The organism is Streptomyces sp. NPDC001868, from assembly GCF_040297125.1.
Classification (GTDB): Bacteria; Actinomycetota; Actinomycetes; order Streptomycetales; family Streptomycetaceae; genus Streptomyces.
Genome location: NZ_JBEOYO010000020.1, coordinates 60623 through 76868 on the forward strand (window position 1 = coordinate 60623; position 16246 = coordinate 76868).

A 16246-nucleotide genomic window follows, 5' to 3' on the forward strand; every position below is an offset into this window, starting at 1 on the left:
GAGGGACAGCGCGCGCCGCGAACCGGCAGCCGGGGCCGGGAGCCGAGAGCGGGAGCCCAGGGCCGCGAGCCGGGAGCGGAGGCGGATGCGCGCGTGTCTCGCGCCGTGTCGACGGCCTCCCCTCCCAGGTGTGGAGTGAGCGCGCGTCGTGTCAGGCGGCGAGGGTGAGGGCGGGGGCGGCGGTCGGTGGGCCGCGGCGGACGAGCGTGTGCTGGAGTGCGGTCGTCCGCAGGGCCGCGGGCGCCGCGTACACGGCGTGCGGGGCGTGTGCAACGGCCTCCGGCGTGCTCGGGAGCCCGGAGCGCAGGACCCGCGCCAGCGCGAGCGCCCCGCTCAGGGACCGTACGAGCGGTTCGTGGGCCGACAGCCGGGCCAGGCGCAGCAGGGCCAGGTCGCCGTGGCGGAGCATCCAGCCGGCGGCCACGGCCGCGAGGACATGCCCGAGGATCATGGGCAGGGAGGGCAGGAGGGCGGCGGAGGAGCCCGCCGCGGTCGTCATGGCGTCCGCCGGGTCGTGCGCGGCGTGGGTGCCGCCGACCCCGGCGTCGATGAGGATCCGCTGGGCCTGCGCGGGGCTCAGGGCCGCCGCGGTCGTGCCGCACACGAGGCGGGCGGCGCGCTCGACGAGCGCCGCGTCCATGGCCTCCGTGGTGCGCGACGTGGCCGTCGTGCCGTGCTGGCCCAGGCCGAACAGGATGTGCAGTGCGGTCTGGCCCACCGCCAGGGTCGCCGCGATGCCGGGCAGCGTGCGCTCCCGTCCGGCCAGCGCGGCCGCGACGGCGAAGGTGGCGGCGAACCCGACGCCCAGGCTCCACAGCGGGATCGTCGCGCACGAGGCGAGCGCGTGGCCGGCGCCGGCCAGCACGACGCAGAGCGCGGCGAACATCGCGGCCCGCAGGAGCCGGAGGCCGGCTCCGGTGCGGGCCCGGCGCGGGGTGGCCGGCCGGTGGGGGTGGGCAGTCATGGCGGGCTCATCATCGCACCGGGGCGCTCCGCTGGGTTCGGCGGGTTCATGACGGGAGGTACGGGGGGATGGGGGGCGGTGTTCAGGTGGGGGTTGGGCGCGGATGGGGGTGGGGGTGGGGGGTGGGTTGGCGGGTGCGGGTTGTGGGTGGCTTGTCGCGCAGTTCCCCGCGCCCCTGACATGCGTGGGGGCGCTGTGGCCTGGAAGCTTGCTGGTTGCCCGTGCGGCGCGGATGGGGGTGGGGTTGGGGGGTGGGTTGGCGGGTGCGGGTCGTCGGTGGCTTGTCGCGCAGTTCCCCGCGCCCCTGAAGGGCGCGCTGCCCCCCCCCGCACGTGAAGGGCGCGCTGCTCGCCGCGCCCCCTGAGAAGCCCGCTGCCCCCCCCCGCGCCCCCTGAGAAGCCCGGAGTTCCCCGTGTTCCTGAGGACCGTGTGGTTTTCCCTGGGGCTGTGTCCTGGAAGGGGATGGGGGTGAGTGGTGAAAGTTGTGGGTGATTCGGAAGGGTTCGGTCCGCATACACCGAATGTGCGGGGGGCGCATCCGCCGTATGGGCGGAGAGACTGCTTCGGGGCGATTGCGCGGTGCCCTCGGCGGCAATACGTAACGGTATGTCGAGCCGCGGCCAGGAGGCTGGAGCATGAGCATCTGGTGGTCACTCCATTTGCGGCGTGAGGCTGCGAGCGTGCCGCTCGCGCGGCGGTTGCTGATCGGCACGATGGAGACGGCGGGCGTCGACCCGGACGTCTCGTTCGACCTCTCCATCGCCCTCAGCGAGGCCTGTGCCAACGCCGTCGAGCACGGCGGCGCGTTCGCGTCGGGCGGCACCTCCGAGGCGTACCGGGTCACCGCCTACCTCGACGGCGAGAAATGCCGTATCGAGGTCGCCGACTCCGGCCCCGGCTTCCCGCACCGCCACCCGGTCCGCCCCGCCCACACCGACGACGAGAACGGCCGCGGCCTCTGCCTCATCCGTGAACTCGCCGACCACGTCCACATCGGCAACAAACCGGGCCGAGGCGGCGCGATCGTCAGCTTCGACAAGATCCTCAAGTGGCGCGAGGACGCACCCCTGGTCGCGGTGTAGCCGGCACCCGGGCCCACCCGGACCCACCCAGGCACATCCAGGCCCACCCGGACCCGTCCGGATCCGCCCCCTGCCCCGCGCCCGCTCTCGTACGCGCTCTGGGCCGGGTGGCCGTCCGGCTGCATACTGGCCGGATGGGGGAGTTGGCGACCAGCACGGGCATCCGCCGGTGAGGGGGATCGAGCCGACGGCCGACGGAATGTCACGAAACACGGCCGTCATGGCCTGTGCGACTCAGACTCGGCGGGGTGCGATTCCACGCCGCCCGGCTCTACGCCGCGTGGCTTCACGGCGCGTGGTTTCATGCCGCCTCGCTTCACGGCGCGTGGTCCCACGGCTCGTGATCCGGCAGTGCGTATGTCCACGACGTACGACGACGGCATGCCGTAACACGCCGCCGTGCCGTAAGGCGTCCCGCTGTACGTCCACGCCCGCGTCCTGGGGCCGCACGGCGACCGTGTCGCGTCGTAGGACGACGGCGGCGACGGCGTTCCGTACCGCGACGACGACGGCCCGCCCCGCGCCGGGGTCGCGCCGTCGCACACCACCCCGGTCCGTGGTCTCCCCCGGTACTTCCCACCGAAGCCGAACACGGCTCGAAGCCCGAGTCCGTCGCGGCGGTTGACGGTCGGCGGAGGCGGGGATCGGCGGGAAACAGGGGCGGGACGGGACGACAGGGGATGGCGATGCAGCGAACGGTGCATACCTCGGACGGTCGGCGGCTGTCGGTCGAGCAGAGCGGGGATCCGGACGGCCGGCCCGTGTTCCTGCTGCACGGCACCCCCGGCAGCCGGCTCGGCCCCGCGCCGCGTGAGCAGTTGCTGTACCGCATGCGGATCCGTCTGATCACCTTCGACCGGCCGGGGTACGGCGACTCGGACCGGCTGCCGGGCCGTACGGTGAGCGCCGCGGCCGTCGATGTGCGGCACATCGCGGACGCCCTGGGCATCAGCCGGTTCGCCGTGGTCGGCCGCTCGGGGGGCGCCCCGCACGCGCTGGCCTGCGCCGCGCTGCTGCCGGAGCGTACGACGCGGGTCGGCGCGCTGGTCAGCCTGGCCCCCCGGGACGCGTCCGGGCTCGACTGGTTCCAGGGCATGACCGAGTCGAACGTGCGCGAGTACGTCAACGCCGCCATCGGCCGCAAGCGGGTGACCGCGACCCTCGGACGCCGCTCCCGGTCGATCCTCGCCGACCCGGCCGCGTCGGTCGCCGAGATGGCCGGCGGGCTCCCCGAGTCCGACCGGTGGATCGTCGCGGACGCCGGGATCCAGGACATGCTGGAGCGCAACTTCGCGGAGGGGCTGCGCAGTTCCGCCGACGGCTGGGTGGACGACGTGATGGCGTTCAGCACGGGCTGGGGCTTCGACCTGCGCCGGATCAGCACGCCCGTGAAGCTCTGGCACGGCGCGGACGACATCTTCGCCCCCGTGGAGCACACCCGCTGGCTGGGCCGGAACATCCCGGACGCGGAGGTCGAGGTCGAACGGGGCGCCGCCCACTTCGGCTCCCTGCGCGTGCTGACCCGCGTCCTGAGCTGGGCCGTCAACTAAGGATTGGCAACCAGGGGTCGGAAGCCAGGGGTCGGCAACGCGGATCCGGCAACCGGGGCCTGCCCCGAAGGCAGGCCCCGGCCCCGTACCAAGGCCTCGTCCCGAAGGCAGACCCCGGTCCCGCACGTCCCGTACCCGCACGAAACCCTCGTCCCGTACCCGATCCCGCCCCTACCGACGCCTCACGTCTGCTGCGGCTCCAGGTCGCGGCCGACCCGGCGCCCGGCGCGTACGGACTCGGTGACCGGATGGGCGTCGCCCAGCAGCAGTGACAGCTTGGTCTCCGCGTGCTGCTGGAGCCGCTCGGCCTCGTCCGTGCGCCGCATACTCCTCAGGGTCACGGCCAGGTTCCCGGTGCTGACCAGCACGTCCGGGTGATCCGCCCCGAAGCGGGCGCGCAGGCCGTCGATGGCCACCCGCTCCCACTGCTCGGCCCGGTCGTAGAGGCCCAGGTCGCCGTAGGCGTTGGCGAGATTCAGACCGGCGGACAGGACGGCGGGGTGGTCGTCCCCGAGGTCCTCCGCGAGGGCGTCGCGGGCCTGCTCGCTGAGTTCGGCGGCCCGCTCCGCCTCGCCGAGGGCCCGGCGGTAGATGGAGAGGTTGTTGAGGCAGTACATGACGAACGGGTGCTCGGGGCCGAAGATGTTCTTGTACCCCTCCAGCACCTCGTCGACCAGCTCGACCGCCCGCCCCGCGCCGTGCTCCGGATCCGTGGCGAAGTAGTCCGCGGCGAGGTTGAGGCCGCAGGCCAGCGCCTCGGGGATCGTGCTGCCGTAGCGGTCGTGGTAGAGGGCGTAGGTGTCCCAGGTCTCCTGGCTGATCCGCAGCGCCTCCGCGGTGTGGCCGCCCTTGCGCAGGGAGACCGCGAGGCTCTTGTCGACGCGCAGCACCTCGGGCACGTTCGGGTTGAGGACCTTCTTGAAGCCCTCGCGCACCTCGCGGAGGATCTCCACCGAGCTCTTGTAGTCGCCCAGTTCGCGCAGGTCGCGGGCGTGGTGCCCCTTGGTCGTCAGGGTGTACGGGTGCCGGGGTCCGAGCAGCGCGGTACGCCGGCGGACCGTGTCCTCGTCGAGGCGGCGGGCGTCCTCGCTCTGGCCGGCGAGCCGGTAGTCGATGGCCAGGTTGTTGGCGGCCGTGAGGCTGCGCGGGTGGTCCTCGCCGAAGATCTCGCGGAAGCCCCGGTAGATCCGCTGGTCGAGCTCCAGGGCCTCCTTGAAGCGGCCCACCGCCCGTAGGTCGGCGGCGAAACTGCCGGAGGTGATCAGGATGCTCGGGTGGCCCTCGCCGAGGAGTTGCCGCTGGTCGGCGAGGGTCTTCTCGTCCAGGTCCAGGGCGTCCTGGTACTGGCCCTGCGAGCGCAGCACGTTCGCCAGTTCGAAGCGGAGGTTGAGGATCTGCTCGTCGGTGGCGTCCGGGAACTCGCCCGACCAGAACTCGTTGAGCTGGGTGCTCAGGGTGCGGGCGGCGTGCAGGTCGCCGCGCTTCCACAGATAGCGGACGCGGTAGACCATCAGCTGCCGCGGGTCCTCCTCCGAGCAGTTGCGGATGTTCGAGGGCGTCAGATGCGGCCAGATCACCTCGTAGCCGGGCCACTGGGCGGGGTCGTCGAGGGCTTCCTCGGGCGGCCGGGCGGCGGCCAGGATGCGGTGCACCTCGTGGATGGTGTCCTCGAACTTCTGCTCGTCCATGCTGTCGCGCACGGCGGCCTGGACCAGGCGGTGCACCTGGATGGAGTTGTCGGTCGAGTCGACCTTGGCCAGGGCGAAGCGGTTCAGGGCCTGGGTGACCCGGCCGAGCATGTAACGGGCGCGCAGATCGCGGTCGTACGGCAGCAGGGCCCTGATCATCGCGTCGCTGCCGATGAGGGCCATGGAGATGGGCTCGGCGGCGAAGAAGGCGCACAGTTCGAGGAGGCGGGCGGCGGCCGGGGACTCGTCGCGGAGCCGGTTGATGGAGATGTTCCAGGTCGCCCCGACGGACCGGGGGTAGTCCACGGCCTCCACGGCCTCCTTGACGGAGAGCACCTGGGTGGACTGCTCGCGCAGCTGTTCGATGTAGACGTCGACGGGGGTGGCCGTCGCCTCCAGCCAGGCGGCCGCCACCTCGATGGCGAGCGGCAGGTCGCCCACCGCGTCCGCGACCAGCCCGCCGTCCTCCTCGCTCAGCCCGGGCACCCGGCGGCACAGGTGCTCCACGCTCTCCTCGCGGGTGAAGACCTCCACCTCCAGCGGCTGGACCTTGGGCAGCGCGGGCCGGGTGCGGGTGGTGGCGATGATGTGGCCGTAGACGTCGTCGGGGATGGGCCCGGTGTATTCCGGGAAGCTGTGCAGCACCTTGTCCAGGTCCTCGACGTTGTCGAAGATCAACAGCCAGCGGTTGAACGGCTCACCGTTTCTGAGGGCCTGGATGACCGACTCGGCCGCCTCCTTGACGTCCTCGCCGACGCCGAGCCCGAGGTGCTGGGCGAGCGCGGCCAGCTTGGGCGGCACCAGCTCCGGCTGCTCGGCGTCGACCCACCACACCAGGTCGTAGTCCGCCATGAACCGGTGGGCGTACTCCCGGGCGAGATGCGTCTTGCCCACGCCGCCGAGGCCGTGCAGGACCTGGGGCACGCGCTGTCCGGGGCGGTTGGTGGTCAGCTGCTGGCGCAGCCGGTCCAGGATCGTGGAGCGGCCGGTGAACCAGCGGTAGCGGGCCGGGACGTTGGAGATCCGCCGGCCGAGTATGGGGAACCGCAGGCCTCGGGAGCTCGGCGTCACGGTGGAGACGGCCTCCGGGCGGTCCAGCCCGTTCAGCAGCGTGGTGTACGCCTGGGCCTCGTTCAGGCCCTTGAGGTCGATGACTCCCCGGGCCGCGAACGGAAGGCTCAGCTGCACGTCGTCGATGCGGATCGACACCGGCTGCTGCCGCTTCTCCGAGCCGCCGGAGTGCACGGCGGCCTCCCACGCGGCCCGCGCCCGGCGGGAGTCGACGAAGCTCGGCGAGAGCACGGCGAGCACCCGGTGCGCCCCGCCGGGCATGGCCTCGGCGCCGATCTCGGCCGTCGGCATCGACTGGACGTTCTTGGGCGTCACCTCGAAACCCACCCCGCGCAGCACGGATTCGAGCCAGTCCACCCACATCCGGTCCTCGGACACGTAGTAGAGCGTGAGCTGCGACGGCGGCGTCGGCCGCTGCCGGGTGTACGCGCTCTTGTACTGGGCCCGCTTCGCCTCGCTGATCGGCGGCAGCTTGGTCACCCGCTCCTCGGTGATGACCGAGGTGAGCCGCTCACAGGCGCTCAGCATGGAGTTGGCCGACTTCGGCGGGTCGCCGAACGCCGCGAGGATCTCCTCATAGGCGTAGTACGGCTGGTAGAGGATCTCCGTCGATGCCCAGTAGTCGGCCAGCTGTTCGGGATTCAGGCCGGCCGGCAGTCCGGAGAAACGTTCCTTGGCGCGAGCGCGTCCGGCGTCGAGCTTGTCCTTCTCACCGAGGTCGATGCGCATGGCGACGGGCAGGATGCGGATGCCCTTGTCGCCGTGGAGCTCCTTGATGTCCTGGGCGACGGAGGCGGCACCCTCGATGCTCTGCTCGCTGAGGGTGTAGCAGACGACCAGGGTGTTGGGCATCTGCACGGTGCAGATGTCCGCGAGGTCGCTGAGACCGGTCCGGCTGTCGATCAGGGTGAAGTCGTAGTAGCGCTGCATGTCGGCGCGCATCGCGTCGAAGAACTGGCCGCCGCCGTAACTGGCGTAGAAGCGGTCCCAGTCCATGTTGCCGACGATGGGGTAGTCGCGGTGGCGCTTGCCGGCGGACAGGAAGTCCAGGCTGCCGCCGTCGGGGAAGGCCCAGTCGAGGGAGAGCGCGTGCGGCCGGACCCGTGCGTAGCTGCGGTGCCAGTCCGCCGCCCGGTCGGGCAGATTGCGCAGGGCCTCCCGCCGGTACTCGTCTATGAGGTTGATCAACCCGGGCGTGCCCCGCAGTAACTGGGCGTCCAGAAAAGGGTGGAAGAACTTGTGGAGGCCCGGTGCCTCCAGGTCCCAGTCGACGGCCAGCACACGATGGCCGTTCGCGGCCAGGATCCACGCCACGTTGGCGAGTGCCATGGTCCGTCCGGTACCGCCCTTGTACGAGTAGAACGTGATCACGGTGCCGTTGCGGCTTTGCGCCATGTTTCTGCCTTCCGCCCTGTCGGCCTCTTTCGGCCTCGCTCGTCGCGCGCCTTTCGGTGGTCGTGCAGGTGGTGCTGCCGGGGTCCGTGACCCGGATCCCACTGGCCCAGGTCGGACCTAGCCCAGGTCGGGCCCCTTCAGCCGTGGGGGCTTGACCGGTGGTCCCTCCGGTGGATAGGTCTCGACGTGTTCCCAGTAGTAGAAGACGGCCGAGGCGACCGCCCGTTGCAGCTCGTTGCCGAAGGCGTCCAGGTCATGGACGCTGCCGTTGGCCGCGCAGTGCCCGGCGCCGTCCGCCAGCCGCGGGACCAGCGTCCGGTACGTGAGCTCTTCGAGCTGCTGTTCCTTCTCGGCGGGCACGATGTCGTTGCGGTGCCGCGGGATCATGACGCTGACCCAAGGGCGCTGTTCCTCGCACAACTTGCCCATGAGGTCCTTGTTCTTGGTGGTCTCCAGCGCCCACCGGTCGAGCAGCATCAGCCCGGGAGCCTTGGGCTTCTCCTGGCGGAGCATGCGGGAGTTGTCGTCGAGGGCCCCGACGTTCACCTTGTAGTCCATGGTGCGCACCAGGTCGGCCGCGTGGTCGCCGAGCGGCAGGGTGGACTCCGGGTGGTACGGGTTCCAGTCGTGCGGCCGGTCCCCGTAGTAGTCCGGCTTACGGCCCTGCGGCAGGTCCGAACGGGTGCAGGCGAGCACCGAGATGTCGAACTCCGGCGGGTGCTCGGCGGATCCGAACGCGGCCGGCAGCGACTCGTAGTCCTTGGAGAACTTGCCCTCGTCCAGCGCGGCGTCGTTGGCCACCCGCACGATCTGCTTGGCCAGCCGGTAGACGGCACGCTCGTACTCGTCGCGGAGGTAGCGCAGTTTGGTCAGTCCGTACAGGCCCTCGTCCGCGTAGTCCTGTCCGAAGGTGGCGTGGTTGAACTGCAGGTCCCTCGCCACCTGGGGCATCTGGGCCGGTTCCACCGGCACCCATAACGCGGGGATGATCGCGCTGTCCCGTGCGACGCCGCCGCGCGCCCGGTGGTTGACCTGCCGCTGGGAGAAGGCCCACCACTCCCGGCCGCACTGCTCGCTGCGGAAGTAGCGGGGTGAGTACAGCGGGACGAACACCTTGCAGCGCGCGAGGTTCACCGACAGCTCGTCGGTCCACCGGGTGCCGACCTGTATCCCCTGGTCCAGAAAACCGACCTTGGCCCCCTTGGGCAGGTCGGTCAGTTCCATGATGTGCTCGCACAGTCCGTCGAAGAGCTTCTTCACCCACACGATGGGGTCGGCACCGCTCGAATCGTGGTTCGGCGTGTGCGCGTAGCTGAGGAAGAAGTACGGACTGCTCCCCCCTCTGCCCAGACTGGCTCCTTGCACGTATGCCCCCCGACGCTCCGTGACTGGGCCCCTAGTGTAGGAAGCCACAAGTCCTGTTCGGAACAGGACGAACACACCCGACTTGACGCCGGTTCAGCCCGGCGCGAGTGCCGGGCGCACGCCGCGCCCGTCCCGGGGCGGGGAAAGGGCTCTAACGCGCCGCTGCCTCCCAGGCGCCCCGGTGTTCCTCGGCGACCCGCCGAGCTGTCCGCAGGGCCTCGGTGCCGACCCGGGCGGCCATCAGCCCCTGGACGGTCTTCCGCATCTCGGCGACGAACCGCTCCCCGGCCGCCGTGAGCGCGCCGGAGGCCGCCAGGGTCTCCACGGCCTCGGCGGTCTGGTCGCGCCAGCGGGAGAACTGGACCTCGGCGGCGCGGGCCTCGTCCCCGGTGGTGGTGCGCAGCCGGGCGTGCCAGAAGTCGATCACCGCGATATGGGCGTACGTGCCCTGCAGCAGCCCCTCCAGGGGACGTGGGTCGGGGCGCCAGGGAGCGTAGAACAGACGTTCGCAGGAGGGGTCGTAGAGGTCCGTGAGATCGAGTACCGCACCCAGCTTGACGTGCTGGAACTCATGGACGAGCAGCAGCGCCAGGGTCTCCGGCGTGGCCGGCCTCGCGATGGCCACCGCGCCGAAGGCGTCCCGGGCCGCGGAGCTGATGTCGTGGCCCTCGGGCGAGGGCCGCAGCGGGGTGACCACGCGCAGCCCGGCGGCGATTCCCGGCGCGTACTGCGGCAGTTCGCGGCGGATCCAGGCCCACGCGGCGGCCAGGTCCGACCGCCAGGCCTGGGCCTCGCTCTCGGTGAGCCGGGGGTGTACCGGATGCCCGTGGCAGTCCCGCCAGGGGTCGGTGTCCTCCACGGCGACGGCCCAGCCGTCCAGTTCGACCTGCCGGCTGAGCTGCCAGGCGGGGTCCACGGCGCCCTTCCAGGCGATCGTGTACGTCCGGTCGCCCGCGTGGACGGTGAAGCCGTCGGCGTCCGTGCGCACCTCGGCCTCCTCGGCGTCGGCCGCCAGCGTCAGCGCCCCGAGCGTGGGCAGCCGCAGCAGCCCGCCGTGGACCGGGACGACGACGGTCTCCGTGCGCCCGGCGCGCAGCGCGGCGGCGGCGGCGATCTCCGCGACCCCGCGCATGGCGGTCTCGGCCGCCTCCGGGTCGCCCGCGAGGGACCGCAGGGCCCAGGACCGCACATAGGGATGGGCCAGGACCCGGTCCACCGACTCGGGTGCCTCGCTGTCGAGGACGGTCAGCGTCGCCCAGGCGGCCTCGCCCCGCGCGGTGTGCGCCGTCTCCTGCCAGGCGAGGCCCAGCAGTTCGCGCCCCAGCGCCAGTTGGTGATGAGCCAGCAGTTCCGTCGTGTCCGTGGAACCGAGGCCGGCGGCCAGTTCGTCGAGGTGGTGGTCGGCGAGCGCGGGCTGGACGGACTGGTCGGCCATATGACGGTCCCGGATGTCGGTGATGAGACGCAGCAGGTCGGAGCAGTACGCGGACGGATTCATGAACCCGCTGCCGGATCTGTACCGGTGGGCGTAGAGCCCGCCGCCGCAGGAGCGCACGACCGGACAGGCACGGCACTCCTCGGCCAGCCCGTCGAGCCCCTGCTGTCGGGCCACGAGGCCGGGATGCGCGGCCACCTCGTCGAGCGTGTTGTTCCGTACGTCCATCCCGGTGACGGGCGCGCCGTCGAAGGCGGTCTTCAGCGAGTCGGCCTGCTCGAACGTGCCGTCGGTCTCGATCACGGCGAGGTCCGCCGGGGCCAGCCCCAGCGACTCGGTCAGGCTGCTGTCGCCGCGCAGGGTCCGCAGGATGGAGTCGAAAATGCGTACGTCCATGGGGCGGCCGTCCGCGGTCCAGCGGTCGTGGACCGCCAGCAGCCAGCGCGCGTAGGCCGTGCCGTCGGTGTCGTCGGCCGGGCGCAGCGGCGGCTCGTCCCAGGTGGCGTGCGGGAGGAGGAAGTCGACGCGGGGCGGGGCGAGCGCGGCGAGCGCGTCATAGACGGCGACCGGGTCGTTGCGTACGTCGATGGTGCAGAGGATGCCCGCGAAGAGGTGGCGGTAGCGGGGTCGGCCGAGCAGGGCGATGCCTCTGAGGACCCGGTCGTGGCTGCTGCGCCCGTTGGCGTAGCGGCGGTGCAGGTCGTTGGCGGCCTTGTCGCCGTCCAGTGAGACGCCGACCTTGATGTCGAACTCGTCGAACAGGTCCAGGAACCGTTCGTCGAGCGTGACGGCGTTCGTGTGGATCCGCAGGTCCAGGGCGCACACGCCGTTGAGGGCCCGGGTGAGTTCCTCGGCCGCCCTGCGCAGCCGGGTCCGGCCTGCCAGGAGCGGTTCGCCGCCGTGGAGCACCACGTGGACGGTGTCCAGGCCGTGGGTGCGCGCGTGTTCGGCGATACGTTCCGCAGTGTCCCGGAGGACGTCGTCCGACGTCACGATGGGCCGACCTTGCCAACTTTGGTCCGCGTGTTCGAACACGTAGCAGTGATCGCATGCCAGATCGCAGCGGCTGTGCATTTTGAGCACGAATTGGCGTAAGGGGTGGGGTGGTCGGCCCATGGGTGTCATGAGGGTGCTGTCGGTTCCCGATCGATGGGATCGATGAGATCAGACCGAGCTCTGGAAGGCCGCGACCGCGACCCTGCCCGGTCCCCGCCGCTCGACGCCGTTCGAGACGGCACGAGTCAACGCGGGCGACAGCGCACCGTTACTCTGTGCAGCCAGACGCACCAGGGAAACCCGCTCCGGGCCGACAGCGGTCGGCTTTCCCGGCTCTTCGGCCGCGACGTCGAGGGATGCGTTCATTCGGACCTCATCAATCTTTCAACCATCTGGGCCGAGGGCGCAGACAGTGGTTTAGACCTTAGGGATGTACTAACAGTGATCGGCTGAGGCCGCGATCCGAGCCGAGTCTGAGGCCTGTGGGGAAACTGCTGCAGTGGCGACAGAACATACGGGGCATCCGGCCCCAGTCGAGCCACTGATTTCGCAGACCATAGCCCCCAGGACACGGCTTCAACGCCACGCCCCTCCGAAGATCCTGGCAATAAACGTGACTCACGTCACGCTGACGGGTGAGTCCCCCATCTCCTGTCGGCGTCAAAGTCGAGGCCACCGCGCTGGACCTTGGTCAACCTCGTGATTCACGACGATCCAGGCAGTCGCCGCGGCGCGGGAGACTTTTACCAAAGAGTTACCCAAATTGAGTCGATGTACTGTCAACTCGTACTGCGATCAGCGTAGTTGGGCCTAGTGAAGACGTACGGAGCGAACCGGTCGCGAGCCGTACACCCAGGCGCCGAGGTGTGCGCCCGCGCGTACTTCGACGCCCCTGAAAGCCTTCCACGAACCGGATGCGACCCGGGTTCAATCCGGGGTTCATCCGGGTTCGGCCACTCGGGGAAGGCACCCCGGTTTCGTCACGTTCCGTGACGGCGACGGGGGTGCCGGCCTTCTCCGCACTCTCAGCCCCCTCACAGCCACACCTCAGCCCCCTGACGGACCGCGTCCCTAACTTCGCTGTCATGACGGGAATCCACACCAGCAGAACCATCACGCGGCGTCGCGCCCTCGCGGTGACCGGAGGGACGGTGGCGGCCGGCGGACTGGCGGTCGCCGGGTACCAGTCGGCGTTCGCCGACGACACGACGAGCGGCACCGAGGCGACGGCGACGGCGTCCGCGACGAGTACCGGTGACGCGTGCATGACGCTGATGTCCAGCGTCACCGAGGGCCCGTACTACCTGGACGGCGCCCTGGTCCGGAAGGACATCACCGAAGGCAAGAGCGGTGTTCCGCTGACGCTGCGCCTCACGGTCGTGGACGCCACCGACGGCTGCACCCCGGTCCCCGGCGCGGCCGTGGAGATCTGGCACTGCGATGCCTGGGGCTACTACTCCGGCTACACCACCGCCAACCCCGGCGGTTCGGCGCCCGCCGAGAGCGAGGACGGCTCGACCGCCGACGACGCCACCTACCTCCGCGGCTACCAGATCGCGAACGCCAACGGGGTCGTCAAGTTCGAGACCGTCTTCCCCGGTTGGTACACCCCGCGCACCTGCCACATCCATGTGAAGGTGCACACCGGCGGCGCGAAGGAGGACGGCACCTACGAGGGCGGCAAGGTCAACTACACCGGCCAGTTCTTCTTCGACGACGAGATCGCCCAGGAGATCTTCACCCTGGAGCCGTACTCCCGGCACAGCGGCAGCTACACCACCCTCGACAACGACATGGTCTACGACGGTGGCGGCGCCTCCAGCGGTCTGCTCACCCTCAAGGCCGTGAAGAAGACCGACCCGGCGCGCGGCTACAAGGGCTCCCTCACCCTGGGCATCGACCCCGACGCCGAGAACACGGGCGCCGGCGGTGGCGGCGAGGGCGGTACGCCCCCGTCGGGCGAGCCCCCGGCGGACGCCCCGACCGACAGCGCCACCGGCTCCGCGTCGGCCTCGTAGGGTGCGCCCATGAGCAGCCGCGAGGACGAGACGCTGGCGTGGGCCGCGGTGGCGGCGCTGACCCGGCAGTTGGAGATGACGCCCAAGCCCGGTCTGCCCGATCCGCGCGACCTCGGCGCCCGGGTCACCCGGCAGGACCACCGTGCCCTGCGCTGGTCGGCGAAGGCACTGGTGCCCGGCCTCGCGGCGATGGCGGCCTGCGCCCGCCGCAACGGTGCCGCGACCCCCGAACTCCGTGCCGAACTCGGTGCGATCGGGCGCTGCACCGAACACTCCGTGCGGCTTGCCGGGGGCGGGCATCGCGGCGCCACCTGGGTGTTGGGCCTTCTGGTCGCCGCGGCGGCCATGGAGCCCGGTGCCCGGGGGCGTGAACTCGCCGCCATCGCAAAGAAGATCGCCGCGCATCCCGATCGGCGTGCGCCGCGGCTGCCCTCCCGGGGGTCGTCCGTGTCCGCCAAGTACGGGGCGGCCGGGGCCCGGGGGGAGGCGCGTGCCGGATTCCCGCACGTACGCCGGGCGTTGGACGTCCTGGCCAAGGCCCGCACCGCCGGTACGCCCGAGCCGGACGCCCGCCTCGACGCGCTCCTCACGGTCATGTCGACACTCCAGGACACCGAGTTGCTCTACACCGCCGGGCCCCATGGGCTGCGGCATGTGCAGGCGGGGGCGCGGGGTGTGATCGACGCGGGGGGTGTCATGAGCGAGGCCGGGCGTGCGGCTCTGACCGCGTTCGACATGGAGCTGCAGGAGAGGGGGTGGAGTCCCCGGGGGAGCGGGTCGTTGCTTGCGGGGGCCTTGTTCGTGGATTCCTTGCCTGTTGCGTCGCTGGTGCGGGGCGCCTCATAGCTCGGGGGTTCGGGTGTGTCGGCGGGTGCGGGCCCGGTGGGGCTTCTCGCGCAGTTCCCCGCGCCCCTGAAAAGCAGGGACTGCGCCCCATGCTTTTCAGGCCGCAGCCCCGTCGCTTCAGGCTCGCGAGCCGTGGTCTTTCAGGCTCGCGGGGCCGTGGTCTTACAGACGCGCGGGGTGGTGGGCTTTCAGGCCCGCAGGGGCCTGAAGCTTTTAGGGGCGCGGGGAACTGCGCGACCAGCCCCCACTCACCCGCACCCGACCACGTACCGGTACCGCCCTACCCCCGCGCCCCCTTCACCGCAGCCATCCACGCCTCGACCTCATCGGCCCGGCGAGGCAACCCCGCGCTCAGGTTCCGGTTGCCGTCGTCCGTCACCAGGATGTCGTCCTCGATGCGGACCCCGATGCCCCGGTACTCCTCGGGCACGGTGAGGTCGTCGGCCTGGAAGTACAGCCCGGGCTCGACCGTCAGCACCATCCCCGGCTCCAACGTCCCGTCGACGTACGACTCGACGCGCGCGGCGGCGCAGTCGTGGACGTCCATGCCGAGCATGTGCCCGGTGCCGTGCAGCGTCCACCGACGCTGCAGCCCCAGCTCCAGGACCCGCTCCACGGGGCCCTCGACGAGCCCCCACTCGACCAGCCGTTCGGCCAGGACATGCTGCGCGGCGTCGTGGAAGTCGCGGTACTTGCCGCCCGGCCGCACGGCGGCGATGCCGGCCTCCTGGGCGTCGTACACGGCGTCGTAGATCTTCTTCTGGATCTCGCTGAACGTGCCGTCGATCGGCAGGGTGCGCGTGACGTCGGCCGTGTAGTACGTGTGCGTCTCGACGCCCGCGTCCAGCAGGAGCAGGTCGCCGGAGCGGACCGGACCGTCGTTGCGGACCCAGTGCAGCGTGGTGGCGTGCGGACCGGCGGCGCAGATGGAGCCGTAGCCGACATCGTTGCCCTCGACCCGGGCGCGCAGGAAGAACGTGCCCTCGATATAGCGCTCGGACGTCGCCTCGGCCTTGTCCAGCACACGTACGACGTCCTCGAAGCCGCGCACGGTCGAGTCGACCGCCTTCTGCAGCTCGCCGATCTCGAACTCGTCCTTGACCAGCCGGGCCTCGGAGAGGAAGACCCGCAGCTCGTCGTCGCGCTCGGCGGTGACCTTGTCGTTGAGCGCCGCCTCGATGCCGGCGTCGTACCCGCGGACGACCCGCACGGGGCCGGTGGCCTCGCGCAGCTTGTCGGCGAGCTCGCGCACGTCGGCGGCGGGGATGCCGTACAGCTTCGCCGACTCGGTCAGCGAGTGGCGGCGGCCGACCCACAGCTCGCCCTGGCCGGAGAGCCAGAACTCGCCGTTCTCCCGGTCGGAGCGCGGCAGCAGATAGATGGTCGCCTCGTGGCCCTCGGCGCCGGTCGGCTCCAGGACCAGGACGCCGTCCTCGGTCTGGTTACCGGTGAGGTAGGCGTACTCGACCGACGCCCGGAAGGGGTACTCGGTGTCGTTCGAGCGGGTCTTCAGGTTGCCCGAGGGGATCACCAGGCGGTCGCCCGGGAAGCGCGCGGAGAGCGCGGCGCGGCGGGCGGCGGTCTCGGCGGCCTGGGCGATCGGCTCCAGGCCGTGCAGCTCGGTGTCGGCCCAGCCCGACTTCATGTTCTCGGCCAGCTCGTCGGAGACGCCCGGGTACAGGCCGTTCTTCCGCTGCTTGATCGGCTCCTCGGCCTCGGCCTCGGCTTCGGCCTCGGTCTCCGGGGTCGCCGGTTCGAGCTCGTCCGCCACGGTCATCCTCCTAGGTACGGCACTGGACCTCGTCCATCGTACGGTCGTACCGAAGGAGACCCAGG

At 71.2% G+C, this 16246-nt stretch carries 10 protein-coding genes; 4 read left to right on the forward strand and 6 right to left on the reverse strand.

From position 1 onward, the window contains the following. Window positions 1-151: 151 nt before the first annotated feature. On the reverse strand, window positions 152-886 hold the full coding sequence (locus ABT147_RS23560; protein WP_502983142.1) for a hypothetical protein: 735 nt from the start codon (window positions 884-886) through the stop codon (window positions 152-154). A 713-nt stretch (window positions 887-1599) separates the two neighbouring features. Here ABT147_RS23560 and ABT147_RS23565 point away from each other — a divergent pair. Next, window positions 1600-2046 (forward strand): ATP-binding protein, encoded by a 447-nt coding sequence (locus tag ABT147_RS23565; protein WP_351409252.1) that lies wholly within the window; start codon window positions 1600-1602, stop codon window positions 2044-2046. 686 nt (window positions 2047-2732) lie between these two features. After that, window positions 2733-3596: an alpha/beta fold hydrolase gene (locus tag ABT147_RS23570; protein ID WP_351409254.1), complete on the forward strand. Its 864-nt coding sequence runs from the start codon at window positions 2733-2735 to the stop codon at window positions 3594-3596. A 182-nt stretch (window positions 3597-3778) separates the two neighbouring features. On the opposite strand, the gene fxsT is transcribed toward ABT147_RS23570, so the two are convergent. The 4 genes from fxsT to fxsA form a co-directional block, all read right to left on the reverse strand. Then, entirely contained in the window at window positions 3779-7750 is a 3972-nt protein-coding gene (fxsT, locus tag ABT147_RS23575; RefSeq protein WP_351409257.1) for an FxSxx-COOH system tetratricopeptide repeat protein, read from the reverse strand. A 117-nt stretch (window positions 7751-7867) separates the two neighbouring features. Further along, on the reverse strand, window positions 7868-9115 hold the full coding sequence (locus ABT147_RS23580; RefSeq protein WP_351409259.1) for a TIR-like protein FxsC: 1248 nt from the start codon (window positions 9113-9115) through the stop codon (window positions 7868-7870). Between the two features lie 151 nt (window positions 9116-9266). Continuing rightward, window positions 9267-11675, reverse strand: a complete 2409-nt coding sequence (locus tag ABT147_RS23585; RefSeq protein WP_351409261.1) for an FxsB family cyclophane-forming radical SAM/SPASM peptide maturase — start codon at window positions 11673-11675, stop codon at window positions 9267-9269. A 39-nt stretch (window positions 11676-11714) separates the two neighbouring features. Next, on the reverse strand, window positions 11715-11912 hold the full coding sequence (fxsA, locus tag ABT147_RS23590; protein ID WP_351409263.1) for an FxSxx-COOH cyclophane-containing RiPP peptide: 198 nt from the start codon (window positions 11910-11912) through the stop codon (window positions 11715-11717). A 719-nt stretch (window positions 11913-12631) separates the two neighbouring features. Here fxsA and ABT147_RS23595 point away from each other — a divergent pair. Both ABT147_RS23595 and ABT147_RS23600 read left to right on the forward strand, forming a co-directional pair. Next, on the forward strand, window positions 12632-13564 hold the full coding sequence (locus ABT147_RS23595; protein WP_351409265.1) for an intradiol ring-cleavage dioxygenase: 933 nt from the start codon (window positions 12632-12634) through the stop codon (window positions 13562-13564). A 9-nt stretch (window positions 13565-13573) separates the two neighbouring features. After that, window positions 13574-14410, forward strand: coding sequence for a triphosphoribosyl-dephospho-CoA synthase (locus ABT147_RS23600; RefSeq protein ID WP_351409267.1), 837 nt, complete (start codon window positions 13574-13576; stop codon window positions 14408-14410). A 280-nt stretch (window positions 14411-14690) separates the two neighbouring features. Here ABT147_RS23600 and ABT147_RS23605 read toward each other — a convergent pair whose 3' ends face one another. Beyond that, window positions 14691-16181: an aminopeptidase P family protein gene (locus ABT147_RS23605; protein WP_502983140.1), complete on the reverse strand. Its 1491-nt coding sequence runs from the start codon at window positions 16179-16181 to the stop codon at window positions 14691-14693. Window positions 16182-16246 lie beyond the last annotated feature (65 nt).

Coding starts and splice junctions, on each gene's coding strand:
- ABT147_RS23560 (WP_502983142.1), bottom strand. CDS start 886: ATGTTCGCCGCGCTCTGCGTCGTGCTGGCCGGCGCCGGCCACGCGCTC.
- ABT147_RS23565 (WP_351409252.1), top strand. CDS start 1,600: ATGAGCATCTGGTGGTCACTCCATTTGCGGCGTGAGGCTGCGAGCGTG.
- ABT147_RS23570 (WP_351409254.1), top strand. CDS start 2,733: ATGCAGCGAACGGTGCATACCTCGGACGGTCGGCGGCTGTCGGTCGAG.
- fxsT (WP_351409257.1), bottom strand. CDS start 7,750: ATGGCGCAAAGCCGCAACGGCACCGTGATCACGTTCTACTCGTACAAG.
- ABT147_RS23585 (WP_351409261.1), bottom strand. CDS start 11,675: ATGACACCCATGGGCCGACCACCCCACCCCTTACGCCAATTCGTGCTC.
- fxsA (WP_351409263.1), bottom strand. CDS start 11,912: ATGAACGCATCCCTCGACGTCGCGGCCGAAGAGCCGGGAAAGCCGACC.
- ABT147_RS23595 (WP_351409265.1), top strand. CDS start 12,632: ATGACGGGAATCCACACCAGCAGAACCATCACGCGGCGTCGCGCCCTC.
- ABT147_RS23600 (WP_351409267.1), top strand. CDS start 13,574: ATGAGCAGCCGCGAGGACGAGACGCTGGCGTGGGCCGCGGTGGCGGCG.